The 24,485-nt window shown below is 69.2% G+C and carries 28 protein-coding genes and 1 tRNA gene; 12 read left to right on the plus strand and 17 right to left on the minus strand.

Going from position 1 to position 24,485, the window contains the following annotated elements; genetic code table 11:
• Window positions 1–11: 11 nt before the first annotated feature.
• Window positions 12–584: a TetR/AcrR family transcriptional regulator gene (locus ACFV9C_RS02885; protein ID WP_380190356.1), complete on the minus strand. Its 573-nt coding sequence runs from the start codon at window positions 582–584 to the stop codon at window positions 12–14.
• Between the two features lie 73 nt (window positions 585–657).
• On the opposite strand from ACFV9C_RS02885, the gene ACFV9C_RS02890 reads away from it, so the two are divergent.
• Window positions 658–1,077, plus strand: coding sequence for a VOC family protein (locus ACFV9C_RS02890; RefSeq protein WP_380190357.1), 420 nt, complete (start codon window positions 658–660; stop codon window positions 1,075–1,077).
• A gap of 13 nt (window positions 1,078–1,090) precedes the next feature.
• Here the strand turns inward: ACFV9C_RS02890 and ACFV9C_RS02895 are convergent, their stop codons facing one another.
• Genes ACFV9C_RS02895 through ACFV9C_RS02910 form a run of 4 tightly spaced genes read right to left on the minus strand, consistent with a single transcriptional unit; the run spans window position 1,091 to window position 4,169 of the window.
• Entirely contained in the window at window positions 1,091–2,068 is a 978-nt protein-coding gene (locus ACFV9C_RS02895; protein WP_380190358.1) for an NAD(P)H-quinone oxidoreductase, read from the minus strand.
• Window positions 2,069–2,084: 16 nt separating this feature from the next.
• Window positions 2,085–2,945: a phosphotransferase family protein gene (locus ACFV9C_RS02900; RefSeq protein ID WP_380190359.1), complete on the minus strand. Its 861-nt coding sequence runs from the start codon at window positions 2,943–2,945 to the stop codon at window positions 2,085–2,087.
• A gap of 33 nt (window positions 2,946–2,978) precedes the next feature.
• A complete protein-coding gene (locus ACFV9C_RS02905) occupies window positions 2,979–3,554 on the minus strand; it encodes a molybdenum cofactor guanylyltransferase (protein ID WP_380190360.1) in 576 nt (191 codons plus the stop codon).
• Between the two features lie 27 nt (window positions 3,555–3,581).
• Entirely contained in the window at window positions 3,582–4,169 is a 588-nt protein-coding gene (locus ACFV9C_RS02910; protein WP_380190361.1) for a MerR family transcriptional regulator, read from the minus strand.
• A gap of 66 nt (window positions 4,170–4,235) precedes the next feature.
• Here ACFV9C_RS02910 and ACFV9C_RS02915 point away from each other — a divergent pair, with 66 nt between their 5' ends.
• The 4 genes from ACFV9C_RS02915 to ACFV9C_RS02930 all read left to right on the plus strand — a co-directional run bounded on the left by ACFV9C_RS02915 (window position 4,236) and on the right by ACFV9C_RS02930 (window position 8,278).
• Window positions 4,236–5,027, plus strand: a complete 792-nt coding sequence (locus ACFV9C_RS02915) for a carbon-nitrogen hydrolase family protein (RefSeq protein ID WP_380190362.1) — start codon at window positions 4,236–4,238, stop codon at window positions 5,025–5,027.
• Between the two features lie 55 nt (window positions 5,028–5,082).
• On the plus strand, window positions 5,083–6,111 hold the full coding sequence (gene cobC / locus ACFV9C_RS02920) for an Rv2231c family pyridoxal phosphate-dependent protein CobC (RefSeq protein ID WP_380190363.1): 1,029 nt from the start codon (window positions 5,083–5,085) through the stop codon (window positions 6,109–6,111).
• Between the two features lie 137 nt (window positions 6,112–6,248).
• Window positions 6,249–7,034 carry a hypothetical protein gene (locus ACFV9C_RS02925; protein WP_380190364.1) on the plus strand — a complete coding sequence of 262 codons (786 nt, stop codon included), beginning with the start codon at window positions 6,249–6,251 and terminating at the stop codon, window positions 7,032–7,034.
• A complete protein-coding gene (locus ACFV9C_RS02930) occupies window positions 7,031–8,278 on the plus strand; it encodes a cupin domain-containing protein (RefSeq protein WP_380190365.1) in 1,248 nt (415 codons plus the stop codon). The genes ACFV9C_RS02925 and ACFV9C_RS02930 overlap by 4 nt, the downstream gene beginning before the upstream one ends.
• A gap of 92 nt (window positions 8,279–8,370) precedes the next feature.
• On the opposite strand, the gene ACFV9C_RS02935 is transcribed toward ACFV9C_RS02930, so the two are convergent.
• From ACFV9C_RS02935 to ACFV9C_RS02945, 3 genes are all read right to left on the minus strand, one after another.
• Window positions 8,371–8,970, minus strand: a complete 600-nt coding sequence (locus ACFV9C_RS02935; RefSeq protein ID WP_380190366.1) for a gamma carbonic anhydrase family protein — start codon at window positions 8,968–8,970, stop codon at window positions 8,371–8,373.
• Between the two features lie 230 nt (window positions 8,971–9,200).
• Window positions 9,201–10,418: an MFS transporter gene (locus ACFV9C_RS02940; RefSeq protein ID WP_380190367.1), complete on the minus strand. Its 1,218-nt coding sequence runs from the start codon at window positions 10,416–10,418 to the stop codon at window positions 9,201–9,203.
• 76 nt (window positions 10,419–10,494) lie between these two features.
• The gene (locus ACFV9C_RS02945; RefSeq protein ID WP_380190368.1) at window positions 10,495–11,733 is read right to left on the minus strand and encodes an MFS transporter; all 1,239 of its coding nucleotides are present in this window, start codon (window positions 11,731–11,733) and stop codon (window positions 10,495–10,497) included.
• Between the two features lie 253 nt (window positions 11,734–11,986).
• On the opposite strand from ACFV9C_RS02945, the gene ACFV9C_RS02950 reads away from it, so the two are divergent.
• A tRNA-Ser gene (locus tag ACFV9C_RS02950) sits at window positions 11,987–12,075 on the plus strand.
• A 1-nt stretch (window position 12,076) separates the two neighbouring features.
• Here ACFV9C_RS02950 and ACFV9C_RS02955 read toward each other — a convergent pair.
• Window positions 12,077–12,517, minus strand: coding sequence for a GNAT family N-acetyltransferase (locus ACFV9C_RS02955; RefSeq protein WP_380190369.1), 441 nt, complete (start codon window positions 12,515–12,517; stop codon window positions 12,077–12,079).
• 21 nt (window positions 12,518–12,538) lie between these two features.
• Entirely contained in the window at window positions 12,539–13,258 is a 720-nt protein-coding gene (locus tag ACFV9C_RS02960; protein ID WP_380190370.1) for a DinB family protein, read from the minus strand.
• Between the two features lie 94 nt (window positions 13,259–13,352).
• Between ACFV9C_RS02960 and ACFV9C_RS02965 the strand changes: the two genes are divergently transcribed.
• The gene (locus ACFV9C_RS02965; RefSeq protein WP_380190371.1) at window positions 13,353–14,261 is read left to right on the plus strand and encodes an acyltransferase domain-containing protein; all 909 of its coding nucleotides are present in this window, start codon (window positions 13,353–13,355) and stop codon (window positions 14,259–14,261) included.
• The gene (locus ACFV9C_RS02970; protein WP_380190372.1) at window positions 14,252–15,025 is read left to right on the plus strand and encodes an alpha/beta fold hydrolase; all 774 of its coding nucleotides are present in this window, start codon (window positions 14,252–14,254) and stop codon (window positions 15,023–15,025) included. The genes ACFV9C_RS02965 and ACFV9C_RS02970 overlap by 10 nt, the downstream gene beginning before the upstream one ends.
• Before the next feature lie 4 nt (window positions 15,026–15,029).
• Here ACFV9C_RS02970 and ACFV9C_RS02975 read toward each other — a convergent pair whose 3' ends face one another.
• The 3 genes from ACFV9C_RS02975 to trpD are packed head-to-tail and all read right to left on the minus strand — an operon-like array spanning window position 15,030 to window position 17,765.
• The gene (locus tag ACFV9C_RS02975) at window positions 15,030–15,782 is read right to left on the minus strand and encodes a YybH family protein (protein ID WP_380190373.1); all 753 of its coding nucleotides are present in this window, start codon (window positions 15,780–15,782) and stop codon (window positions 15,030–15,032) included.
• 55 nt (window positions 15,783–15,837) lie between these two features.
• Window positions 15,838–16,725, minus strand: a complete 888-nt coding sequence (locus ACFV9C_RS02980) for an RNA polymerase subunit sigma-70 (RefSeq protein WP_380190374.1) — start codon at window positions 16,723–16,725, stop codon at window positions 15,838–15,840.
• On the minus strand, window positions 16,725–17,765 hold the full coding sequence (gene trpD / locus ACFV9C_RS02985) for an anthranilate phosphoribosyltransferase (RefSeq protein ID WP_380190375.1): 1,041 nt from the start codon (window positions 17,763–17,765) through the stop codon (window positions 16,725–16,727). Before trpD ends, ACFV9C_RS02980 begins: the two co-directional genes overlap by 1 nt.
• Before the next feature lie 202 nt (window positions 17,766–17,967).
• On the opposite strand from trpD, the gene ACFV9C_RS02990 reads away from it, so the two are divergent.
• On the plus strand, window positions 17,968–18,846 hold the full coding sequence (locus ACFV9C_RS02990) for a sigma-70 family RNA polymerase sigma factor (RefSeq protein WP_380190376.1): 879 nt from the start codon (window positions 17,968–17,970) through the stop codon (window positions 18,844–18,846).
• Here ACFV9C_RS02990 and ACFV9C_RS02995 read toward each other — a convergent pair.
• On the minus strand, window positions 18,827–19,567 hold the full coding sequence (locus ACFV9C_RS02995; protein WP_380190377.1) for a phosphotransferase family protein: 741 nt from the start codon (window positions 19,565–19,567) through the stop codon (window positions 18,827–18,829). The genes ACFV9C_RS02990 and ACFV9C_RS02995 overlap by 20 nt on opposite strands.
• A gap of 64 nt (window positions 19,568–19,631) precedes the next feature.
• On the opposite strand from ACFV9C_RS02995, the gene ACFV9C_RS03000 reads away from it, so the two are divergent.
• The gene (locus tag ACFV9C_RS03000; protein WP_380190378.1) at window positions 19,632–20,900 is read left to right on the plus strand and encodes an FAD-binding oxidoreductase; all 1,269 of its coding nucleotides are present in this window, start codon (window positions 19,632–19,634) and stop codon (window positions 20,898–20,900) included.
• Here the strand turns inward: ACFV9C_RS03000 and ACFV9C_RS03005 are convergent.
• Both ACFV9C_RS03005 and ACFV9C_RS03010 read right to left on the minus strand, forming a co-directional pair.
• Complete coding sequence (locus ACFV9C_RS03005) at window positions 20,897–21,802, minus strand: SH3 domain-containing protein (RefSeq protein ID WP_380190379.1); 906 nt, start codon at window positions 21,800–21,802, stop codon at window positions 20,897–20,899. The genes ACFV9C_RS03000 and ACFV9C_RS03005 overlap by 4 nt on opposite strands.
• Window positions 21,803–22,031: 229 nt before the next feature.
• Window positions 22,032–22,679 carry a TetR/AcrR family transcriptional regulator gene (locus tag ACFV9C_RS03010; protein ID WP_380190380.1) on the minus strand — a complete coding sequence of 216 codons (648 nt, stop codon included), beginning with the start codon at window positions 22,677–22,679 and terminating at the stop codon, window positions 22,032–22,034.
• A 56-nt stretch (window positions 22,680–22,735) separates the two neighbouring features.
• Here ACFV9C_RS03010 and ACFV9C_RS03015 point away from each other — a divergent pair, with 56 nt between their 5' ends.
• Complete coding sequence (locus tag ACFV9C_RS03015; protein ID WP_380190381.1) at window positions 22,736–23,254, plus strand: ester cyclase; 519 nt, start codon at window positions 22,736–22,738, stop codon at window positions 23,252–23,254.
• Between the two features lie 144 nt (window positions 23,255–23,398).
• Window positions 23,399–24,154, plus strand: a complete 756-nt coding sequence (locus tag ACFV9C_RS03020) for an enoyl-CoA hydratase/isomerase family protein (protein ID WP_380190382.1) — start codon at window positions 23,399–23,401, stop codon at window positions 24,152–24,154.
• On the opposite strand, the gene ACFV9C_RS03025 is transcribed toward ACFV9C_RS03020, so the two are convergent.
• The gene (locus tag ACFV9C_RS03025; protein ID WP_380190383.1) at window positions 24,147–24,482 is read right to left on the minus strand and encodes a YciI family protein; all 336 of its coding nucleotides are present in this window, start codon (window positions 24,480–24,482) and stop codon (window positions 24,147–24,149) included. The genes ACFV9C_RS03020 and ACFV9C_RS03025 overlap by 8 nt on opposite strands.
• Window positions 24,483–24,485 lie beyond the last annotated feature (3 nt).

Consider the following 24,485-nt stretch of genomic DNA (forward strand, 5'->3'; position numbering starts at 1 on the left):
TATGCGAGTCGTCAATCCTCCCGGTTCAGGCGGCGGACCAGACGCTCGGTGATCGCGTTCACGTCGTACGGACGGCCGGTGCCCGGGGTCAGCTGGTCGAGCATCAGGCCGTCGATCGCGAAGTGCAGCAACCGGATCTCCTCGGCGCTGCCCGGCAGGCCGGCGTGCGCGTTGAACGCGACGTCCGCGTCGAACCCCTGCCGCAGGGTGCGGGACAGGATCTCGTGCAGTCCGGGGCGACGGGCCGCTTCGAGGCGCAGTTCGAACAGGGCGAGCGTGAGGTCCGGGCGGGCGAGCAGGCGCTCGACGATGTAGTGCACGTAGTCGATCGCGAGGTCCAGGCCGGGCTCGCGCTTCGCCAGCGGTTCGAGGATGGCCTCGTCGGGGGCGAGTCGTTCGAAGATCCGCTCGCCGAGCGCGCCGAGCAATGCGTCGCGGGACTTGAAGTAGTTGGACGCCGTACCGGCGGGAAGTCCGGCCGCGGCGTCGACGGCGCGGTGGGTCAGGCCGCGGGCGCCTTGGGCGGCCAGTACGTCGAGGCCGGCGTCGGCGAGCTGGGTACGGCGTTCCGGATTTGCGGGCATGTTGACAGCGTAGCAGGAGTTCCACTACAACTGTCGTACACAACAACAACAGCTGTAGTACTTAGGAGAACGTATGCAACCCGCAGCATTCGGCGCGACCGTGGTCACCGACCGGCCCGCGGACGTCGCCGCCTTCTACACGCAGTACCTCGACCTGCAGGTCGGGATCGACCTCGGCTGGTTCATCACCGTGCGCCGCGGAACGGCGGACTGGGAGCTCGCGATCATGGAACGCGGGCATCCGACGATCCCGGCGGCCGTGTCGGCGCTGACCGAGACCGGCAACGTGTTCGGCTTCATCGTTGACGACGCCGACAAGGTCGCGAACGTGCTCCGCGAAGGCGGCGTGACGTTGGAAGGCGACCCCGTGACGGAGCCTTTCGGCCAACGCCACTTCTTCGTCCGCGACCCCGCCGGGACGTGGATCGACGTCATCCAGTTGGTCGCGCCGGACCCGGAATGGGCCGCCGCCAACCTGCCCACTGCCCCATGAGCCGACGTGCGCCTCAGAGCGTGAGGAGGACCTTTCCCAGCTGGGTGGACTGCTCGAGCGTCTCGTGCGCCTTGGCGACCTCGGCGAGCGGGAACGTGGAGTGCACGATCGGGCGGACCTTCTTCTCCGCGATCAGCGGCCAGACGTGGCCGACCACCTCGGCGAGGATCCGGCCCTTGTCCTCCACCGACCGGAACCGCAGACCGGTCGCGATCACCGAACCGCGGCGGCTCATCAACCGGCCGAGATCCAGCTCGCCGGTCGCGCCGCCCTGCATGCCGATCACCACCAGGCGCCCGTCGAACGCGAGCGTCTTCACGTTGTCGGACAGGTACTTCGCGCCCATGATGTCCAGGATCACGTCGGCGCCCGCGCCCTTCGTGGCCTCGTTGACCACGGACGCCCACTCGGCGTCCTTGTAGTTGATCGCGACGTCCGCGCCGAGCCGGGTGCAGAACTCCATCTTCTCCCGGGTCCCGACCGTGGTCAGCACCCGCGCGCCGTGCGCCACGCCGAGCTGGATCGCCATCGTCCCGATCCCCGACGAGCCGCCGTGCACGAGCAGCGTCTCGCCCGCCTTCAGGTGCGCGGTCATGAAGATGTTCGACCAGACGGTCGCCACGACCTCCGGCAGCGCGGCCGCACTGACCAGGTCGAGCCCGTCCGGCACCGGCATCACCTGCGGCACCGGTACGACGACCTTCTCGGCGTACCCGCCGCCGGCCAGCAGCGCGCAGCACTCGTCGCCGACCGACCAGCCCTCGACCTCGGCGCCGACCGCCGCGATCCGGCCGGACACCTCGAGCCCGATCGTGCCGGGGGCGCCGGGCGGCGGCGGGTAGAAGCCCTGCCGCTGCAGCAGGTCGGCCCGGTTCACCCCGGCCGCGACGACGTCGATGACGACCTCGTCGACGGCAGGCTCCGGGTCCGGGATCTCGCCGATCCCGAGCACGTCGATTCCGCCGGCACCATCACACACGACAGCTCGCATGCCGCCCAACCTACCCTTAGCTCTCGACCAGCTTCTCCATGTCCTGGGCGATGCTGTCGAGGTAGGTGGTCTCGCCTATCGACTTGAACCAGTCCCATAGTTCGAGCGAGTGGTACAGCCGGTACAGGTCGATCCGGTCCTGCGGCACGGCGCCGTACCCGTCGTACAGGCCGGCGAGTTTGCCGGCGTCGTCGTGGGCGGAGTACTGGATCGTCTTCGCGAGGTCGACGAGCGGGTCGGCGGCGATCGCGTTCTCCACGTCGATGAAGCCGTTGATCCGCCACGTGGTCGGGTCCACGAGGATGTTGCCTTCGTGGAAGTCGTTGTGGCAGAGGACGGCGGCCTTGTTGTCCGCGAGCAGGTGCTGGTGGCGCTCGACGTGGTTCGCGATCCTCGCGTGTAGCTCCGGGTTGCCTCGGAGTTCTTCGAACTCGCGGAGCTTCTTGGTGAACTGGCGGCGCATGTACTGGTCGTTGTCCGGCAGCGGATCGAGGATCTGGTCGGTCAGATAACCGTACTCCGGTTGCCCGATGGCGTGGATCTTCCGGAGCAGCTCGCCGAGCTGCGCGTACGTCGTACGCCAGTCGGCCGGTTCCGTCTGCGAGAGCGGTACGCCGTCGAGCTTGCTGAGGATCGTGACACCGTCCCCGACATGCAGCACCTTCGGCACCTGCCCACCGACCGCGGGCTCGAGCATCCCGTAGACGTGGACCTCTTTGGCTTGTTTCCAGCGCCACTCGGGCGCGTAAACCTTCACGATGACCGGGCCGTCCGCGGTCTGCACCTCGTACACGGTGCTGAGCTGCCCGCCGGTGCGTTCCGCTACTGTGCCGGCCTTGACGTGGAGTGCGTCCTCGACCAGTCGCGCGACATCCATGCTGACGAACCTACGGGCACCGTCCACCGATTTTCAGCCGTCGAGATCCGACCAGGTGTCAACGTCGTCCCCGGCGCGAGACGGCTCGCTCCAGCCGAGGTTGAGGGCCGCAAGAGTACGCCGCACCGACTTGTCCCGCGGATCCCCTACCTGAGCAATCGCCCCGGCCAACGCACTCCGCCGATAAGCCGCCGCCAACCACTGCTCCCGCCCACTCCCATCCCGCAACCCAAACCCATCCCGCACCCCGAGCCCGTCCCGCGCTTCGTGCGAGTCGTGCTCGTCGAGCCCGTCGACCAGCGTCTGTACGTCGGCGGCGGTGATCCACGGCAGGTCACAGCTGACCACCACAACAACCGGCGCCACGCCGTACCCCAGCCCGGCAGCCAACCCCGCCACCGGCCCCCCGGAAGGCGGCTCCTCCAAGGTCCAACTGACCTCCCGGCACGCAGTACGCACCGGCCCCACCACCACAGTCGTCACCGCCCCCGCCGTCGCCATCAACACCCGATCCAGCAACGACACCCCGTCCAGCACCAGCATCGCCTTGTCCACACCCCCGAACCGCGTGGACCCACCCCCGGCCAACACCACCGCGTCAAACTCCACCCCCGCAGTCTCCCACCCCGTGCCGTTTCAGTCGTGGGGGACGAGAGCCTCGCGTGCTCGGTGCATGCGTTCGCGTTCCTCCGGCGTCAGCGCCTCCACCGCCTGTCGGCGCCGGGCCGACATCGCTTCGAGTTCCTCCGCGGAGAGGCTCTCGGTGAGTTGGCGGCGGGTCTCCGCCAACTGCTGGAATTCCTGGTGCGTCAGTGTCCGGTTCATAGCTGTTGTCACCTCAATGAGTTCGATGAGTGTTTGAGCGGACGGCTCAGGCGTCTTCTCGAGTCCGTCCAGCACGCCGAGTAACTTGTCCCGGACCTGCGTCGCCGCCGCGAGTTGCTCCTCGACGACCTCGACTTGTGTGCGGATCAGCGCGCGCGGATCCGTCAGCTCTCCGTCGAGCACCTGCCCGATCTCCGCCAGCGACAGCCCGAACCCGCGCAGCGCGACAATTCGATGCAGCCGTCGTACGTCGGCCGCGTCGTACTGCCGATGCCCGGATGTACTCCGCCACCCCGGCCGCAGTAGTCCGATCTCGTCGTAGTGGTGCAGGGTCCGGACGCTGAGCCCGGTAGCGTCGGCCAGTTCGCCGACCCGCCAGGTCCTGTTCTCGATGTCCATGTCCTCGACGGTAGGTCCTGCCGTTAGGGGAGGTTCAAGCCCTGCGTTGTGCGGCACCATGGAGAGATGAGGATCGCCGTGGTGCAGACCGCCAGCAGCTACGACAAGGCCGCGAACCGGGACCTGGTCACCCGCCTGGTCGCGGACGCGGCGCAGGGCCGGCCGGACCTCGTCGTACTGCCGGAAGCGATGATGTCCGACTTCGCCGTCGAGGGCGCGTCGGTCGCGGACGCCGCCGAGTCCCTGGACGGCGAGTTCGTCGCAACGCTCCGGAAGGCGGCCGTCGAACACAACGTGGCGATCGTGGCCGGCATGTTCGAGCTCAGCTGCGACCAGCACCGCCCGTACAACACGCTGCTCGCTGTAGGCGCCGACGGCGTACTGCTCGGCGCTTACCGCAAGATCCACCTGTACGACGCCTTCGGATACAAGGAGTCCGACCAGCTGACAGCAGGCGACGTAGCGCCGGTAGTGATCCAGGTCGGCGACCATCAGCTCGGGCTGATGACCTGCTACGACCTACGGTTCCCAGAGCTGTCCCGTGCGCTGGTAGACGCCGGCGCCGAGGTACTGGTCGTCCCAGCCGCCTGGGTCCGTGGACCGCTCAAAGAGCACCACTGGACCACCCTGCTCACGGCACGTGCTGTGGAGAACACCTGCTACGTGGCAGCAGCCGCACAAAACGGCAAGAAGTACTGCGGCCTCAGCCAGGTAGTAGACCCGCAAGGCATCGCACTGGCCGCCGTAGGCGAGTCGGACGGACTCGCGTACGCCGAGATCTCCGCCGAGCGCCTGGCCGACGTACGGAAGCGCAACCCCTCCCTGCAGAACCGCCGGTACTCCGTCACGCCGCGCTGACCACTGCGCGGACCGCCTGGTCCGGAAAACCCGCTGACACGTTAGCCTCCTGAGCGTGCTGGATGGGTTTGATCTGGAACATCACGGCGATCTCGAGGTCGGCGAGGGGCTCGTCGACCTCGCCGTCAACGTCCGCGCGGGCACCCCGCCGCCCTGGCTGCTGGCCGCGATCACCGCGAGCCTGACGGACCTGGCGGCGTACCCACGGCCTGATGCCGCGGTCGCTGCTGTCGCCGGACGTCACGGGGTCGCGCCCGACCGGGTACTGCTGACCGCGGGTGCGGCGGAGGCCTTCGTGCTGATCGCGCGGGCATTCCGGCCGCGGCATCCGGTCGTGGTTCACCCGCAGTTCACCGAGCCGGAGGCGGCGCTCCGTTCGGCCGGGCACCTGGTCGACCGGGTGATCCTGCGGCCGGAGGACGGGTTCGTGCTGGATCCGGCCGCCGTACCCCGGGATGCCGATCTGGTTGTCGTCGGCAACCCGACCAACCCGACGTCGGTGCTGCATCGCGCCGACGACCTGCGCGAGCTCGCGCGGCCCGACCGGATTCTGGTCGTCGACGAGGCGTTCATGGACGCCATACCCGGTGAGCCCGAGTCGCTCGCCGGCGCGTCGATCCCGGGGCTCGTGGTGGTTCGCAGCCTGACAAAGACGTGGGGCCTGGCCGGGCTGCGGATCGGGTACGTCCTCGCCCACGCGAGCCTGATCGAGCAGCTGGCCGCGGTGCAGCCGCACTGGCCGGTGTCCACTCCTGCGCTCGCGGCGGCGATTGCCTGCAGCAACGAGCAGGCCGTGGCCGACGCGGCGCAGGCGGCACTCGACATCGAACTGCAGCGTGTCCATTTGCTTGACAGTCTGGGTACCGTTCCCGGCATTTCGGTGTACGGCGTACCGCGGGCGCCGTTCGTTCTCGTGCACGTGCCGGGTGCTGCGGAAGTGCGGGAATCGCTGCGTACACAGGGTTTTGCGGTTCGGCGGGGTGACACGTTCCCGGGGCTGGGGCCGGACTGGTTGCGGATCGCCGTACGGCCGGAGGATGTCACCGACGGATTTGTGAAGGTGCTGTCGGATCTGGTGCGGTGACAATCGAGTCGGCGCTGTAACGCGGCGGGGGGTTTAGCCGAGGTCCACTTTGCGCACAAGATGGCCAGGTGCCCGTTCGGTTTCACTGGGCAACTTCTTTGGGCATCTTTCTGGCCGTTCGCGAAGGGAGCAGCACAATGGGTCTCAACGACGACGACATGAACACCTCCTCCGAGAACCAGGGCGGGTACGGAGGCTCGAACGACGGCGAACGGTCGGAGGGTGGCTACGGCTCGTCCGGTGAGTCGGCCTCGCCGGGTGGTGGCTACGGCGGGTCGTCCGAGGGCGGCTCCGGCGAGGGAACCGCGGACGGTGGAGCTTCGCAGGGCAGCCAGGACGGCGGCGCCGATGGTGGGGCCGGCGGGTACGGCGGTGGCGGTGATTCCGGGTCCGGTGGTGGCGGTGGTTACGGCGACGGCGGGGACTCGGGTTCGGGTGGCGGGTACGGCCAGGGTGGTGACTCCGGCTCGGGCGGTGGCTCTGGTGAGGGGCCCGCTGACGGTGGAGCCTCGCAAGGCGGCGACGACGGCGGCGCTGATGGCGGCGCGGGCGGGTATGGCGGGGGCGGTGACTCCGGCTCCGGCGGTGGCGGTGGTGGCTATGGCGACGGTGGGGACTCGGGTTCCGGCGGCGGTGGCGGCGGTTACGGCCAGGGCGGCGACTCCGGCTCCGGTGGAGGCGGCGGTGGCTACGGCGAAGGCTCCGGTGGTGGAGACCGCGGTGGCCAAGGCGGTGGCTATGGCGAGGGCTCCGGTGGTGGAGACGGCGGTGGCGAAGGCGGTGGCCAAGGTGGTGGCTACGGCGAGGGCTCCGGTGGTGGGGGCGGCGGTGGCCAGGGTGGTGGCTACGGTGCAGGGTCCGGTGGCGGCTCGGGGTCTGGTGGCTCGGGCGGCGAGGGCGGCGGGAACTCCGGAGGCTGGTGAGTCCGGTGCCGGAGGCCGGGTCGTTGCGGGATGAGCGCCCGGCACTCCGGCGCTGTGTAGCCGGCGACCTCGACGAGTTCGCCACCTCCTACTGGGGATCCCGGGCGCTGCTCTCCCACGCGCCCGGCCTCCCCGCGCCGTACGACGACCTGTTCAGCCTCGACGTGGTCGACGAACTCCTCTCCCGCCGAGGCCTGCGAACCCCGTTCCTGCGCATCGCCAAGAACGGATCGGTTGTCGGCGACAACCAGTTCACCGGCCCGGCCGGTGCGGGCGCGGAGATCGCCGACCAGGTCCGCGACGACAAGGTCGCGGCGCTGTTCGCCAACGGTCACACCGTCGTACTCCAAGCCTTGCACCGCACCTGGCCCGCACTTGTCGACTTCTCGACGCAGCTGGCCGCCGATGTCGGCCACCCGGTGCAGATCAACGCCTACATCACTCCGCCCGAGTCGCAGGGCTTCGCTGCGCACTACGACGTACACGACGTGTTCGTCCTTCAGGTCGCGGGCGAGAAGCATTGGACTGTGCACGAGCCCGTGTACGTCGACCCGCTCCGCAACCAGCCGTGGACCGACCACGCGCGCGCGGTTGAAGCGGCTGCGCGCGACACAGCTCCCGTGATCGACGAGGTACTACGACCCGGCGACGCGCTCTACGTACCGCGCGGCTTCCTCCACTCGGCCAAGGCGCTGGGCGGCGTCAGCGCGCACCTGACCGTCGGCCTGCACACCATGACGCGCTACCTACTCGTACAGGAGCTGGCCGCCCTCGCCGCCAATCAAGCATCTCTACGTACTGCGTTACCGCTCGGCTTCGACCCTGGCGATCCAGAGCAACTGGCCCGAGTACTCCCCGAAGTAGTCGAGCTCTTCACCCAACACCTCCAGTCCGCAACGACCGACGCTCTTGCCGAGCGCCTGCGCCGCCGTACCTGGTCCAGCAACCGCCCCGCACCACTCGCGCCGCTCGCCCACGCCGCGGCGATCGCATCGCTCGCCGTCGGTACGACGGTCCGCCTGCGCGCAGGCCTCCGCTGCCGCCTGGTCCCCGGCGACCCGCTCGTGCTGCAGCTCCCGGACCGAACGATCACGTTCCCGCCCAGTACCAAGGCAGCCGTCGAGCAGCTGATCTCCGGCGCCGACTGCAAGGTCGGCGAGCTGCCCGGGCTGGACGACTCCGACCAGTTGGTGCTGGTACGCCGCCTCCTCACCGAAGCTGTTCTCGTCACCGACCACCGATGACGTACCGCCCGGCGACCTACCTGTTGGAGGTTCTGGACGGCAAGGGATCCGGTCGGCCGAATACCAGGAACGGACCTGGGAGTGCGGCCGCATCAGCCCCGATCGACCTCGCGGTCCGTGACGTGCGCGCCGTAGTACTCCGACTGACGCGCCATCACCTCGCGCATCGACGTACCGCGGGGCACGCCGTACACCGTGCCTGGGAAGTCCAGCTCGCGTTGGACCTGCCACAGCTCCTCGTGCCGGTCCGGGGAGAAGAGCTGCGCCGGGTCGCCGACCGCGATCCATCCGATCGGGAGGACCGTGCCTGCTGCCAGTCGCGAGTTCACATGCAGCACGCTGTTGATCCGGAGCTCCGCGCCTGCGCCGGCGACGGAACCGGGGAACAACGCGGCGCCCGTGGCGATGAAGACCTCGTCCTCGACCGTGGCGCCGTTGACATGTGCATGGGGACCTACCAGAACCGCGTCGCCGATCACTGCGGGATGATCCGCCCGGCCGCGCACCAGGGCGTTCTCCATCACCACACTGTTCTCGCCGAGCCGGACCTCGCCGTTCTCCGCCGTCAGCACCGCACCGTGCAGGACTCTGCTGCCCTCGCTCAGGACGACGGCGCCGCAGAGCACGGCCGATGGGGCGACGTACGCGGAGGCAGGCACGACCGGTCGGCGGCCGCGATGCTCCATCAACATCTGTCGGTGTCCTCTCCTAGCCTGACCTCCTCAAGCTGTACCCGATCTGTGTGCGACTCTCCACTGCCCGGGTCCTCACAACCCGGGCGGCGGTGTCCTCCGGGCCGTCCACATCGAGGTGGGAGGCTCGGTCCGTCGGACAAATCCGGGTGGAGAACCGCGAACTGAGCCAACATTAGAACAGATGTTCGAGAGAACGCAACGCATCCTGACAGGTCAGCAAACGCCGCTCAGATCCGCCCGGCGCTGAGCCGCGGAGCGACCCGCGCGAGCACGTAGATCGTCAGGCTGGCCACCAGCGCCAGCGCCGCCAGCACGACCCACGGCAGCTCGTGGTGCACCTCGAAGAGCTGCGCGAAGAACCCCGGCGCCAGCACGCTCGAGAACGTGAACGAGTACTGCCAGTACGACAGGTACTTCCCGCGCCCGACCTCCGGCGAGATGGCAGCCGACAGCGCGTTGTTGGTCGCCGCATGCAGCACGTCGGCGAACGCGTAGCAGGCCGTTGCCAGCACGAGCACCGGTACGACCCATCCGCCCGGGATGTGCACCTGTAGCGCCATCAGCAACGCCCAGGCGGCGTACGTGATCCCGGCGACCACCATGACGTTCGTACGGCGCCGCCGCTCGGTGTGACGTACTACGAGCGTCTGGCCGGTCGCCAGCACGACGGCCGTCGCAGCGATCAGTACGCCGACCAGCCACTTGGGCACTGTCAGCGCCTCCGTGACGTACACCGGCAGACCGACGCCGAGCATCATCGTGCAGAGCGCCAGCAGCGTGTTGGCGCCGATCAGCACCAGGAACGTCCGGTCCTTCCGCAGCAGTGGCGCAGGGCCGCTGTCCTGTGTGGTGCGCTCGTGGTGCGACGGGTGCAGGCGTAGGAGCAGTAGACCGGCCAGGTAGAAGCTGACCGCGTTCACAGCCATCGCAACCAGGAACGGCCCGTTGCCACCGATAGCCAGCAGCCACCCGGCCGCCAACGCACCGATGGCCAGGCCGCCGGCCTGCATCATCCCGCCCAGCCCGAACCACTTGTCCCGCTCGCCCTCGTCGGCGACGTCCGCGAGCAGGCTGAAGATCGCCGACCAGAACACCCGCTGCCCGGTGGCCATCACCAGCGAGCAAAGGAACAGCAGCCAGATCGACCGCCCCAGGAAGAAGCCGGTGAACGCCAGCCCCTGTGCGAACTGTGCGCCGACCACGATGTTCCGCGGGCCGACGCGGTCGACGATCACGCCGACCGCGGCCGGTGCCGCGATCGAGAACAGCGTCGCGACGGTCAGCATCACGCCGGCCGTGCCGAGCGGGATGTCCGCGACCTTGTTGAAGTACAGGAGCAGCAGCGGGCCGGCGCAGCCGCCGCCGAACGAGTCGATCGCCAGACCGGCCAGTAGCGGGACCCGCCCGCGGACGTTCGGAAGGCCGAGTGACGCGGCTGCGGGCATGGCGAAGCGCTCCCATCGGGTCATCTCGGCGGCTGGCGAACACTAGCAAGCGTTCGCCAGCGCCAGCCAGCCGATTTCACTCCGTAGCGGGCACCCGCCGTACTGCAACGTGTCGCAACGGGCGCCACGCCACCAGTGTCGTCATGACCATCGCCACGAAAGCGATCGCGAACGGAGCAGCCAGCCCGAACCGCTGCGCCAGTACGCCGCCGAGCGCCGAACCAATCGCAGCACCGCCCACCGAGGCCAGCAGATACACACTGTTGACCCTGCCCATCAGCTGATCCGGTGTGGCCAGCTGACGCGTAGTAGTCGAGACAATGCCCCACACCACCGCGTGGACGCCGAACACGGCCATGGTCGCGCCGGCCACCCACGGGTTCCTGGTGAGCGCCAAGATGAGGTGAATGGTCGTCTCGATGACCAGCCCGACGCGGAGGAGCGTGACGGAGCCGACACGCGGCTCCAGGAAGTGGTACGTCGGCATTCCGAGCACACCGCCCACCGCACCGACGGACACGAGCAGACCGAACTGGGTGTCGGTCAGTCCGAGCCGCTCGCGCGCGAACAGCACCCAGGTCGCGAAGGCCGCGCAGAACGTGATGTTCATGACCAGAATCGACAGGGCCAACGTCCGTACGCCGGAGTGCTGCCAAAGCCACCGCACACCCTCACGTACTTCGTCCAAGAGAGCTGCACGTGTGGCAGCGTCGAGCAACGGCGGCCGTACGGCGACACGCGCTATCAGAGCCGCGGCCGCCGCGAAGGTGACTGCGTTGAAGACAAGCGGGATGCCGGCGCCAGCAGCGAACAGCAACGCACCCAACGGTGGTCCACCAAGTTGCTGAAGCACCGTGCCGCTGGCGAACAGCCGTGCATTCGCCTGGCCGAGATGCTCCTTGGGTACTGCGCTGACGAGAAGCGCGCCGGATGCGTTGTCAGCAAGGGTTTCTGCAGTACCGAGAAGGAACAGCGCAGCGTAGACCACCCAGAGCGGTGCGGTGTGGAACAGTACGGCGGCACCGAGTGCGGCCAGTACCAGTGCACGAAAGGTGTCAGCGGCAACGATCATCAAGCGCCGGTCGAGCCGATCGACCAGGACGCCGCTGAACAGGGCGAACAGCAGCCACGGCAGCTGCTGCACGAACGCGGCGGCGCCGACGGCCGCCGGCTGGGTGGTGATCGAGGCGACCAGCAACGGCCCGGCGGCGAGCATGGCGCCGTCGCCGAGGTTCGAGATGATCGCGGCAGGAAAGATCTTGCGGAAGTCGGCTCCGAGCTCGGCCGGAACGACGTACGCGCCAAGGGAACGCATCTGAACTCCTGAGGGCATGACGGAACGATGGGACACCGGCTTCTCCAGCCGGCGGTCCGCCCGGTCAGCCGCGTCAGCGCACCGACCGGACGGTGTGTGCCATGTCCTCGAACGATGTAGACATTGCTCCCACCTCCGTCCGTACCCGCGACGACCCCGCCGCTCCGCACACCGTACCGGCCGGTCCCCGCCCCCGCACTCCGTTTCCGCCCACGCTCCCTGCGCTATCCTCGACCTTCGGCGGAGTCCGCCTGGAGGGTTCGCATAGTGGCCGAGTGCGCTGGTCTTGAAAACCGGTATGGCGGGTGACCGTCATCGTGGGTTCGAATCCCACACCCTCCGCTCAGAGCGTGAGTTTCATCCGCGGCGCGGACGTGCGGACGAAGCCGGTCTTCGCGTAGATCGGCTCGCCTTCGGGTGTCGCGCTCAGGTCGACGCGGTCGGCGTTGATCGATCTCGCCCAGTCGACGACGTCCCCGACCAGGGCGGTCCCGTAGCCGCGGCCGCGGTGGGCGGGGTGGGTGACGACGTTCGCGAGGCGGACGGTGCGGCCGCGGGGGCAGTGCGGGTTGGGGACGCCCAGCTCGAGTGTGCCGATCGCGGTGGCGACGATCACGCCGTCGACCTCGATCACCGGGAAGCGGGCGGTGCCCGGGTCGTCGGCCGTGCGGGCGAACCACTCCTGCGCGTTCGCCCGCCACGGACCGTCCTCGTCGAACAGCATCGCCCAGAGGTCGAGGAGTTGCGGGGCGTCCTCGGGTACGGCGGTACGGATGACCGTCACGATGGCCGGCGTTTCGGCGGGTCAGCCGGCGGCGAGGGTGTCGAGGTCGCGGGTGGCGAAGCGGAGGTGTTCCCATTCTTCTTCGAGGATCACGTGGATGCAGGAGCGGGTGGTTTCCGGGCGGGGGCCGTGCGGGTTGGTGCGGGGGGTGCCGAGTTCTTCGGGGGTGATGGTGGCGAGGAGGTCGCGGACCATCGCAACCCGGCCCGCGCGGGCCTCGAGGACGTCGGCGTACGGCGCGGTGTCGGTCGGGTCGCTGCCCTCGGCGTAGCGGATGCCGAGGGGGTGGAAGTCCTCGCGTCCGAGGACGGAGCGGCCGATCCAGAGGTCGGTGGCGTGGACCAGGTGGCGCTGGGTCTTGGCGAACGACCACTCGCCGCCGACCGACGCGTCGACAGTCCCGTCGGGCATGCTCGCGGCGCGGTCGCAAGCCGCGGACCAGGCCTTTTCGGCGGCGGCCCAGGCGGCGCGGAGTCCGTCGGGGTCCTCGGCGCGGCGTTCGGACCGGCCGGGGAAGCGGCGGTCGAGCTCGGCCTGGACGTACGGCGCGACCTCGACGCCGTTCACGATCAGGCTGGCCCCGGGCTCGGCCAGCCAGGGCGCGTCGATGTCCGTGCCGCCGATGTCGACGCCGCGCATCACCACGTCGGTCAGGTCGCACTCGACGAACCGCGACCCCTTCAGGTTCGCGTCCGCGAACTCCGCCCCGCGCAAGTCGTCGGACTGCCCGAACTTCGCCATTCCTGCTCCTTCACTAGTAGTCGCGGCGAGCCTAACGGTGACCTGGGACACAAAAGTCGTGCGCGGACGCCCCGGCCCGTGGTGGGCTCGACGAATGGACCTGATGATCGAGAACGCCGAGAAGATGATGGTGTACTGCGGTGTCGCCGAGGACGACCGCCGCGCGATGCTGGCCGCGCGCCCGGACCCGGAGCGGGAGCCGGAGTGGTGGGAGTTCACGTCGGCGCTGGCCGCCGAGGTCGAGCGCGACCTGGGGCTCGCCGTACCGTCTACGGGCTTCACGAGTTGGACGACCGTACCGGAGGACGCTTCGCCGACAGGGCTGTTTGCGGCCGCGTGGGCGCTGCTGGCGAACCTGCCGCGGCTGCGCGAGCTTCACGCGGAACGCGGCGTACCCGAGCAGGTGACCGTGGCGACCGTGGCCGCGCTAGGTGGAGTGATGGGGTCGCACCGGCACATCCACGGGCGTCCGGGGGTCGGGCTGATGCCGCTGTGGAGTCCACCGCTGCGGTTCCGGGGTGCTGACTACGAGATCGGCCGGCATGCGTTCACACGTACGCAGCTGGGGATGGGCGACGGTGTGTCCGGGCACGTGCTGTCGATCCACATCCCACCGATCGGCCCGCTCGACGCGCAGGAGTCAGAGGCGTCCGTTGCCGCTGCCGTGGAGTACTTCGGGGGCTGGTACCCGGAAGAGCCGCTGGCCGGCATCGTGTGCCATTCCTGGCTCCTGGATCCGCAGTTGGCCGAGTACCTGCGTCCTGACTCCAACATCATCCGTTTCCAGTCCCGCTTCGAGCTGCTGCCGTACCTGCCGACAGACGACCCAACCGAGGACGACCGCGAGCTAATGCGCCTCGGCCTGCACCTCCCAACACCTCCTGGACCCTTGGACCTTGCGGCTGTGCCTCAAGACACCACCCTGCGGCGAGCGTTCGTCGAACACCTACGGGCCGGTCGCCACTGGCACGGGCGTACAGGCATGCTGAAGACATGGAGCTGACGATCCCGGTGGGGCAGGACACGGTCTGGACCGAGCACCTGGCGGGTGACGGCGTCCCGATCGTGCTCCTGCATCCAGGCATCGGAGACTCGCGTGCCTGGGATCCCGTGGTGCAAGGACTCGACGGACGCCGCATCCTGCGGTACGACGTCCGCGGCTACGGCCGATCGCCCGCGCCAACAGAGCAGTTCTCGCTGCTGAAGGACCTGGAGACCGTGCTCGACCAGCTCGAGCTAGAGCGAGTCCTGCTCGTCGGTTGCTCGATGGGCGGCGGTACGGCGCTCAGCTACGCCCTGGCCCACCCGGAACGCGTACACGGGCTGCTCCTGTTGTGCCCGGGCGTACCCGGCTTCCCCTGGCCGGAAGAACCCGAGCTGGACGCACGGTACGACGTACTCGCGGCAGAGCGGGACGTCGACGGTCTCGTGAAGCTAGGCCTCCGGGAGTGGGCGGCCGCGGGCTCTGACGACACCGTGGTCGCTCAGCTGCGTGCAGCGATCCCAGCGTGGTTCGACCAGGACGAGTACCTCCAGCAGGACCCGCCCGTCTACGACCGATTGCAGGAGATCAAGGCCCCGACGGTGGTCATGGTCGGCGACAAGGACCGTCCGATCCTCGCAGCCGTGGCCGGCGGTACGTCGGCGCGGATCCCCGGCTGCGAGTTCGTCTGGCTGCCCGGTGTCGACCACTTCCCGAGCCTTCGCGAGCCGCAGTTGGTCACCGAAACCATCCTGCGGCTCGCCGGCGACCAGGACGCCGGATAGGAGACTAGGACGCCGGATAGGACAGGTGCTGGTGGATCATCCGCCAGCCCGTCCCGGCCCGGCGGAACACCCGGGTGGCGCGGGAGGTCGTCTCCGTCCCGTCCGCGGTGACGTGGTCGATCGACCAGGCGACGGCGAGGTCACCGGCCGACACGATCGTCGGGTCCGGGATGCTGAACGTGATCGGCTCCCCGCTGGACGCGAGTCCGGCAGCGCACACCTCCCGGACCGCCGCCTTGCCCGTGTAGTTGCCGTCGATCTCGTAAGACACCACGTCCTCGGCGATCGGCTCCATCAACGCGTCCAGGTCGCCCGCCGCGGTGTCGGCGCCCCATTTGTCCAGCGTGGCCGTGATCTCGGGCGCCGCCGACTCGTCGTCGTGCGGGAACGAGTGGTGCTCGTGCGTCACAGTCCAGCGCCCGTCGACCTTGCGCAGCCCGATCGTCAGCCGCAGCAACTGCCGCGGATCGCCGTCGGCCTCCCGGCAGTGCAGCAGTGCGAAAGCGAACGCCACGTCCGCACCCGCGGTCACCTCCAGCGACTCCAGCTCGAACGAGGCGCCGGACCGCTGCCACTCGAAGAAGCCCGGCCAGGTCTTCGTGTACGCCGCCAACCCGCGCACACCCTCGTACGGCGGCGGCACGTCGAACATCACGATGTCCGGCGCGTGGTCTGCCAGCACCGTGTCCAGGTCGCCCGCATGCACAGCGGTGACCCAGTTCTCGATCAGGGTGCGGATCTGCTGCTCGTCAGTCATGTCTCTCCTCCGTGGGGAAGTCCTTACCCCCTACAACCCGGGAGATCGCCGAAACTCATCGCGGCAGCTCGGCCGGCAGCCCGAACGTCGGGAAGTCCGCCTCCAGGTACGACACCACCTCGACGATCTCGGACCCACGCAGTACGACGACATCCAGCCCGCCGGGGACGTACCGGTCCCCCTGGAGCAGGTACGTCCCGAACGCGAGCTGGCCGTTCGCGCGCGCCGGGAGGAACCGCCACTCGTCCCGCAACGGTCCGTCGAGCAGGAACGCCCGGATCGCCTCCCGGCCGTGGAACCAGTCCGGCAACGGCGGCATCGAGTACTTCGCGTCCGCCGCGAGCATGGCCACGATCGCGTCGACGTCACGCGCCTCCCACGCGGCCACGTACCGCCGTACCAACTCACGCTCGCCTGACTCGCCTAATGCGTGCAAGGCCTCTTGCTGACTCGGTACGGCGCTCACCACCGACCGTGCACGCTGCAGCGCACTGTTGACCGCAGCAACCGACGTATCCAACTGCTCCGCCACCTCACGAGCACTGAACGCCAGTACGTCGCGCAGTAGCAGCACTGCACGTTGTAAAGCGGACAGGTGCTGCAAAGACGCGACAAACGCGAGCTCTACCGACTCCAACGCCAGTAGCTCACCCTCTGGCGTCAGCGACGACGTCCACGCGAGCCTGCTCTCCGGGTACGGCTCCAGCGCCTCCACGTCGCGTCGTCGTTCGATCAGCGTGAGGCATCTGTTCGTGGCGATCTTGTAGAGCCACGGACGGATCGAGCCGCGGTCCTCGTACCTGCTGAGACCCTTCCACGCGCGCAACAGCGTCTCCTGTACCGCGTCCTCGGCGTCCGCGTCGGAGCCGAGCATCCGGTAGCAGTGCGCGTGCAGCTCACCGCGCCACGGTGCGACCAGTTCTGTGAAGGCGTGCTCAGTCATCACCGAAACGCTAACGAGTGGTTGGCCCAGCGATCCAGTACCGAGGCCGCTCGCCCGCTGTCCACAGCCTCCCGGCACCGCTCGAAACAGTCCGCCAACTGCTCAAGACCGGACCCCAACGTCAGCGTGGCCAGCGCGGCAGCAGCATTGAGCAGTACGACGTCCCGCACCGGCCCGCGTTCTCCGTCGACCAGCCCGCGCAGGAGCCCTGCGTTGAACGCTGCATCGCCACCACGGAGCTCCGCGAGCGACGACGGCCGCAACCCGAGCGACCGCGGGTCGAAGACCACCTCCGACGCAGACCCGTCATGTACTACCCACAGCCGCGAGTACCCAGTGGTCGTGAGCTTGTCCAACCCGTCATCACCTCGAGCGACCAGTGCCGACCTGCCTTGTGCAGCAAGTGCTTCTGCGAGCACGGGGAGCATCCGTGCGTTAGCGACACCTACGAGCTGGTGCTGCGGGTCAGCGGGGTTCAGCAACGGTGCCAGCACGTTGAGCGCGGTCGGGACGGCCAGCTCACGCCGTACGACGGCAGCTGCCCGGAGCGCCGGGTTGAACCGTGGCGCGAACAGATAGGTCAGTCCGACGTCAGCAGCCACCTGTGCGGCATCAGCAGGAGACAGGTCCAACGGAACGCCGAGGTGCTCCACCAGGTCGCCAGAGCCCGCGGCTGAGGACGAAGCCGCGCGGCCGCCGTGTTTGACCACAGTCGCGCCGGTAGCGGCAACCACGACCGAGGCCATCGTGGAGATGTTGGCCGCACCGGTACGGTCGCCGCCCGTACCGACGATGTCCACGAACGGCCCGTTGATCCGCACCGGGGTCGCGTGCGAGCGCAGCGCGGTCGCCAGGCCGTTCAGCTCGTCCGCGGTCTCGCCCTTGGCACGGAGTGCGATCAGGAACCCGGAGATCTGGGCCGGCGACGCCTCACCCAGCACCAGCTGGTCCATGGCCCAGCCCGTGTCCGCAGCCGACAGGTCAGAGCCGGCCAGGAGCGCGGAGATCAGACCGGACCACGTCCGGAGCGTTGTTGCCATCGGCATTCCTCAGGGTGCGGGGCCGCCCACGAGGAGAACATGACAACGGCCGCCTCGCAGGAGACGGCCGGGTGGGTACGCGCGGGATCAGGCCGTCTGGTCGACGGCCCACCACATACCTGCGCGCTGGAACATGCCCTCACTTTACCCTGGCTGTCACATTGTCGTGGGCCGGTCCGTCAGGGCTCTGAGGAGGGCAGTAGTGAACGAGCACGAGCAGTTGGCGCTGCGGTTCGAGGAGAACCGTGGACACCTGCGGGCAGTTGCTTACCGGATGCTCGGGTCGCTGGCGGAGGCAGAGGACGCCGCACAGGAGGCCTGGCTGCGGTTGAGCCGGACTGACGTGAGTGATGTCGGCAATCTTGGCGGCTGGCTGACCACGGTGGTGTCGCGGGTGTGCCTGGACATGCTTCGCAGTCGTAAGTCGCGGCGTGAGGACGCGCTGGACACGTATGTCCCGGACCCGGTGCTGGGCGAGCTAGGCCCGGAGGACGAGGCCGTGCAGGCGGATGCGATCGGGCTGGCGTTGCTCGTCGTACTGGAGACGCTGTCGCCGGCCGAGCGGCTGGCGTTCGTGCTGCACGACATGTTCGGGGTCGGGTTCGACGACATCGCGACGATCGTGGACAAGTCGCCGGCCGCGACGCGTCAGCTGGCCAGCCGGGCGCGACGGCGGGTCCAGGGCGCGCCGGTCAGCGACGGGGACGTCGGGCGGCAGCGGGCGATCGTCGAGGCGTTCATGGCCGCGTCGCGAGGCGGTGACTTCGAGGGCCTGCTGGCGCTGCTCGACCCGGAGGTGCTGCTGCGTGCGGACGCCGGTGCGGCCAGTGCACAGCACGCCGGTCCGGCCGTGTCGAAGCTGGTGCGCGGAGCGAAGGCCGTTGTCGAGCAGGCGCTCATGTTCAGCCGGATGGGGCCGTACTTGCAGGTGGCGCTGGTCAACGGGACGCCTGGGCTCATCACTGTGGTCAACGGGCGGCTGATGGGTGTCATGGCGGTCACCGTCACGGACGGGCTGATCACCGAGCTGGACATCCTGGCGGACGTGGAGCGGCTGGAGGTCATCCCGCTGCCAGCGTGAGTACGCGGCGGGCCTGGGCCTCGGCGGTGCCTGGCGGGTTGCGGTGGGCGCTTGGTCCGCCCGGGCCGATCAGCGTTAGCCAGAAGCCTGACCACAGCCGGCGTGCGGCGTGGAAGCGCTGCGGGTCGGGGGCGAATCGTCGTACCAGCGGCGTGGGGTCGGTGGTTCGCCAGGCGAGGTGTTCGACGAGGTTGGCGAGGTCTACGGTGCGGTCACCGCGGCCGGAGTCCTCGAAGTCGATGATGCGGACGCGGGTGCCGTCCCAGAGGTAGTTGGTGAGGTTGGGGTCGCCGTGCGCGACCACTGGGTCGTGGGTTGTGAGGGCCGGCGGTTCGTTGTCGAGCCAGGTGGTGGCGGCTTGTGCGATGACGCCTTGGGTGGTGCTGAGAGCTTGCAGGCCGGTGCGGGTGCGCTCGACGAGCGGTGTCAGGTCGATCGGGTCTAGAGCCTCGAATGGGGTTGACCAGAGGGACTCGAGTGAGTTGCCCAGTGCTGTTAGTTGGGTGGGGGTGACTGGGGGTGTCAAGGGGGAGCCGGGGGTTCGGGTCATGTGTAGCCAAGGGGGTGGGCCTGAGGAGGACGCCAGCGGGGTGGGTGTTAGGTCGGGGGCTGATTGGGAGAGGAGTGTTAGGGCTGTTCGCTCGCGGGTGGGTTCGTTGCGGGACCAGGACGTGTAGTGCTTGATGACTGTCGTCTCGGTGAATTCGATGTCGTGGGTCATGTCGATGTCAGAGCTTTCTCTTCGACGTATGGGCAAGAGCTGATACGGCGAGGGAGTGGACCGGATGTCTACGCAGGCAGTGGTGGCGGGTGCGCGGGACGTGGTGGCGGGGCTGGTGGGGGCCGGGTTCAACGGTGCTGTGCGGCTGCTGGGTGAGGTGGAGTACGACGAGCAGCGGCGGTCGGTGATCCCGTCGGTGGACTCGCGTCCGCTCGTGGTGGCCGAGGCGTACGGGCGGACCGACGTCCAGGCGGCGGTGCGGACCGCCCGGGAGTACGGCGTACCGATCGCGGTGCAGGCGACCGGGCACGGGACGCGGGTACCGGCGGACGGCGGGATCCTGCTGAAGACGACACCGATGACGACGGTGCTGATCGACCCGGAGCGGCGGATCGCGAAGGTCGCGCCGGGCGCGCGCTGGGGTGCGGTGCTGGACGCGGCCCGGCAGTTCGGGCTCGCGCCGTTGTCCGGCTCGCACCGCGACGTCGGCGTCACCGGGTACACGCTCGGCGGCGGCGTCGGGTGGCTGGCCCGCAAGTACGGGTTCGCGGCCGACAGCGTCGTACGGGCCGAGGTCGTCACCGCCGACGGCCGCCTGGTCACCGCGAGCGCCGAGCAGCACCCGGACCTGTTCTGGGCGATCCGCGGCGGCACCGGCAACTTCGGCGTGGTCACGTCGCTGGAGTTCCGGCTGTACCCGGTCCGCGAGGTGCACGCCGGCATCGTGTACTACGGCATCGACCGCGCCGCCGCGATCCTGCGCCGGTACCGCGACTGGACCGCGACGATCCCGAACGAGCTGAGCACCGCTGTCGTCCTCACCCGCGTCCCCGGCACCGAGCAGCGCGCCGTCGCGATCAAGGTCCTGTACGCCGGACCCGCCGACCTCGCCGAACACCTGCTCAAGCCGCTCTTCGACACCGCCGGCCCACGCCTGGCGGGCGAACTGACGACGATCGAGTACGCCGACGCCGCGATGGGCGGCACACCCGCGCGGCACCTGGACTTCCTGGACAAGCTGACCGACGAGGTCGTCGACGTGGTCACCGAACTCGAGGACGCGACGGTCGAGGTCCGGCACTGGGGCGGCGCGATGGCGCACCCGGGGCCGGGCGCCGGACCGGTCGGGCACCGCGCGGCGGCGTACTCGCTGATCATCGACCGCGAGGTAGCCGGCCTGCCGGACTCGGGCCGGACGTTCGTGAACTTCCTCGGCGACCCCGGCCGCGCGGACACGGCGTACGACCCGAAGGACCTGCGGCGGTTGCGTGAGGTGAAACGGGCCTACGACCCGGCGAACCTGTTCCACCTCAACGCGAACATCCGCCCCTAGACAGTGCCCGTGTTGCCGTAGACCGACACGTGCACGTGGTCCATGTGGTTGGCGGTCGCGCTGCCGCGGTCCGGCATCGCCCGCCAGCCCTCGCTGCTGCGCTGCACCGTCCAGATGTGCTGCTCCCAGATCAGCTGGCTGACGCCGAGCTTCTGGTAGTTCGCCTTCAGCCAGTCGGCGATCTCCTGGCCCTCCGACGAGCTGTTGATCATGATGTCCACCGCGTGCCCGGTCGCGTGCTCGGACCCGGTGTCGCCGGCCCGGAGACCGCCGTACGACGTGATGTCGGGGAACATCGCGCAGATCGCCCGGTGCACCCGGATCGCGTCCGGGGTCAGGCCGCTCTCCATGCCGGAGCCGGACTTGCACGCCGCCTGCGAGATCGCGCCGACGACCTGCTGGACGGGCTTGGTGGCGGACAGGTACTGCGACTTCACCCAGCGGGACTTGCCGTCGCTGACGACCTCGGCGTACAGGCCGTCGACCTTGCCGGTGACCGAGACCTTGGTGCCCTTGGGCAGCACGTCCAGCAGGAGGCCGGTGAGCGGCAGCGACCACAGGTTCACGTCGGTGGTGGTGTACTTCGTGCCGGTGGCCACCGGCGGCGGCGCCTTCACCTCTTGGCTGGCGCGGGTCTTCGCGGCCGTCGGCTTCGGGATCGGCGCCTGCTTCTTCAGGTGCTTCGCCGTCGGGCTCGACGTCGGCTTCGGCGTGTTGCTCGGCGTCGCCGTGGTCGGGTTGATCGGCGGGCGCAGGGCGTCCCGGCTGATCGTGGCGTCGCGCGACAGCCGCAGGGACGAGCTGGCGACCGACGGATCGAGCTGGACATGCTGGCTTGGGAAGGCGGCCGCCGAGCCCGTGGCCACCATCGCCACCGCCGCGCCGGGGATCGCAACCTTCACAATGCCGGGCTGGAGCACCTTCGGACGCGACTGACGGTGCCGCGCCTGACTATGTCGACCTGCCACTTTCGAAACCCAATCTGCCGAGACCAAAACGTTATCGACCGGAGGAGTCAAGCACACATCGCCGCGCCGGTTCGAATCGGCCCGCAGTCTTAACGCATTGCGAACATCCACAGGCGAGCCTCCGCCGTGACCTGCCCGCTGTCCGGAAGTAATCGGTTCGAGATCAAACGCTTGGTCGGCAGAGGGCCGCGCCGACGGCGGTCGCGAGGTGTTCCTCGTACCGTTCGAGCGACCAGCCGCGGAGCAGGACAAGCAGTTCGTAGAGCTCGACGGAGATGTACGTCCACAGCACGTCGACGACCTCGTCGAGGGTGATCCCCGGGCGTAGGTCGCCGGTCTCGAACAGGTGCCGGCCGAACATCGTCATCCCGGTCAGCCGCTCGTCGAGCAGCGTCTGCCAGGTGTCGCGCAGCGTGTCGTCGCTGTGCCGCCCGTCCCGGATCAGGATCTGAACCCGGGCCGACCGTTGCTGCCGCTCCCCGGCGCCGGTCAGGTACAGCCGGATCTTCCGCCGTACGTCGGGTTCGTCCTGGATCGCCTGGACGTGTGGGCGTTCCGCGATCGGGACCGGTTCGTCGTCGCCGGCGATGACGTAGTCGAAGACCGCCTTCGCGAGCGCGGCCTTGGTGCCGAAGCCCTTGTAGATGCTCTCCGCGGAGACGCCGGAGCGGCGGGCGACCTCGCTGATCGTGGTCGCCTGGAAGCCGTTCGCGTCGAACAGTTCCTGCGCGGCGAGGACCACGTCCAGGCGTCGCCGCCGGGCGCGCTCGCGCCGCGAGGTCGCGTCGTACGTCCGCTTGACTTCTGCCATCACCGATCCGATGCTTTGGGTACAGTTGAACTGTATCTAATAGGTTGGGGGACCTGATGAGTACGGCAGCACACGCCGGTGAGATCGCCGTCCGCGGCATCCAGCTCATGGCCGACGGGGAGCGGGCCGACTTCGACGAGCTGATCCATCCGGACGCGGTGAACCAGGAGGGCCGGGCCGAGCCGCCGGAGTGCCGGGTCGGTGGACCCGCCGGGTACTACGCGACCGCGCTGTGGCTGCGGACGGCCTTCGCGGGGCTGGCGTACGACGTCCACCAGGTTGTTGCTGATGGCAACCTGATGGCGGTGCACGTGACGATGCGCGGACGGCATGTCGCGCCGTTCGTGGTGTGGACGCCGGACGGCGAGGTGGACACCGCGTTCCCGCCGACCGGGAAGGAGTTCGCGGTCACCCAGTCGCACTGGCTGCGGGTGCGGGACGGCCAGATCGTCGAGCACTGGGCGAACCGCGACGACCTCGGCCAGGCGCAGCAACTCGGCTGGGTCCCACCGACCCCCGGCTATCTGCTGCGAATGGCCCGCGCCAAGGCGCGCGCCAGGCGTGCCGCGGCGTGAGCCGGACCGCCAGGCCACCACAATCGGCGGGTTCGCCGCGCGTCAGTCGGGGGCGGTCGCCGGCGGGGTGATTGTGATGGCCTGGCGGTACGCGGTGTGACCCACGGCGCGGCGGGTTCGTCGTCGGTGCGGTTGACTGCACCGGTGGGATTTCGGATCGAACGTGGTGCGGTGGCCCGGCTCGTGATCGACCGGGCCGCGAAGCGGAACGCGTTGACGCGGGCGATGTGGGCGGAACTGCCTGGCCTGCTCGCGGGGCTGGCGGTCGACGACGACGTACGGGTCCTGCTGGTGACGGGCGACGGGCCGAGCTTCTCGGCGGGCGCCGACATCCGCGAGCTGATCACCGGCGACGACCCGGCCGATCCGATGGCCGAACTCCGGGCGGCCAACCTGCGGGCGCAGGCCGCGTTGCGGGAGTTCCCGAAGCCGACCGTGGCGGTCGTCCGCGGGCATTGCATCGGCGGCGGGCTCGAGATCGCGGTGAACTGCGACTTCCGGTTCGCCGCGCCGGATGCGAGCTTCGGCGTAACGCCGGCCCGGATCGGCGTCGTCTACCCGCCGGACGCGATCAAGGTGCTGCTCGACCTGGTCGGTCCGGCGACCACGAAGTACCTGCTGTTCAGCGGCGAACTGCTGACCGCCGAGGAGGCCGCGCTGAAGGGCCTGGTGGACCGCGTCGCCGATGACCCGATGGCGGCGGCCGAGGTCTTCGCCGCGACGCTGGTGTCGCGGTCACAGCTGACGATTCGCTCGGCCAAGGAGTCCGTGAACGCCCTGCTCAGCGGCGGGGACGCGGACGCGGCGGCGGTACGGCGGTATCGCGAGACGATCGCGTCCGGCGAACTCGCCGAGGGCATCCAGGCCTTCACCGAGAGGCGGGCTCCGAGGTTCAGATGACCGTGCCGCGGAGCTCCACCCGGTCGCCTACCGCCGCCGACACCCGGCCGGCGAGCGCCTGCGCGTGGTCGTCGTCGGCTGCGTCGACCAGGTAGAACCCGGCCAGCTGCTCTTTCGCCTCGCCGAACGGCCCGTCCGTCACCACTTGCTGACCGTCCCGGAGCCGCACGATCCGCCCCTGCTCCGGCGGCACCAGTCCTTCCGAACTGATCAGCTCACCGGAGCTCGCCAGCTCCTGCTCGAGCGCGATCAGCCGCTTGAGTGCCGCCTCGTCCTCGGCGGTCCATTCCCGGTCGACGCTCCGGAAGATCATCACGACGTACTTCATGAA

The organism is Kribbella sp. NPDC059898 (assembly GCF_042730855.1).
Classification (GTDB): domain Bacteria; phylum Actinomycetota; class Actinomycetes; order Propionibacteriales; family Kribbellaceae; genus Kribbella.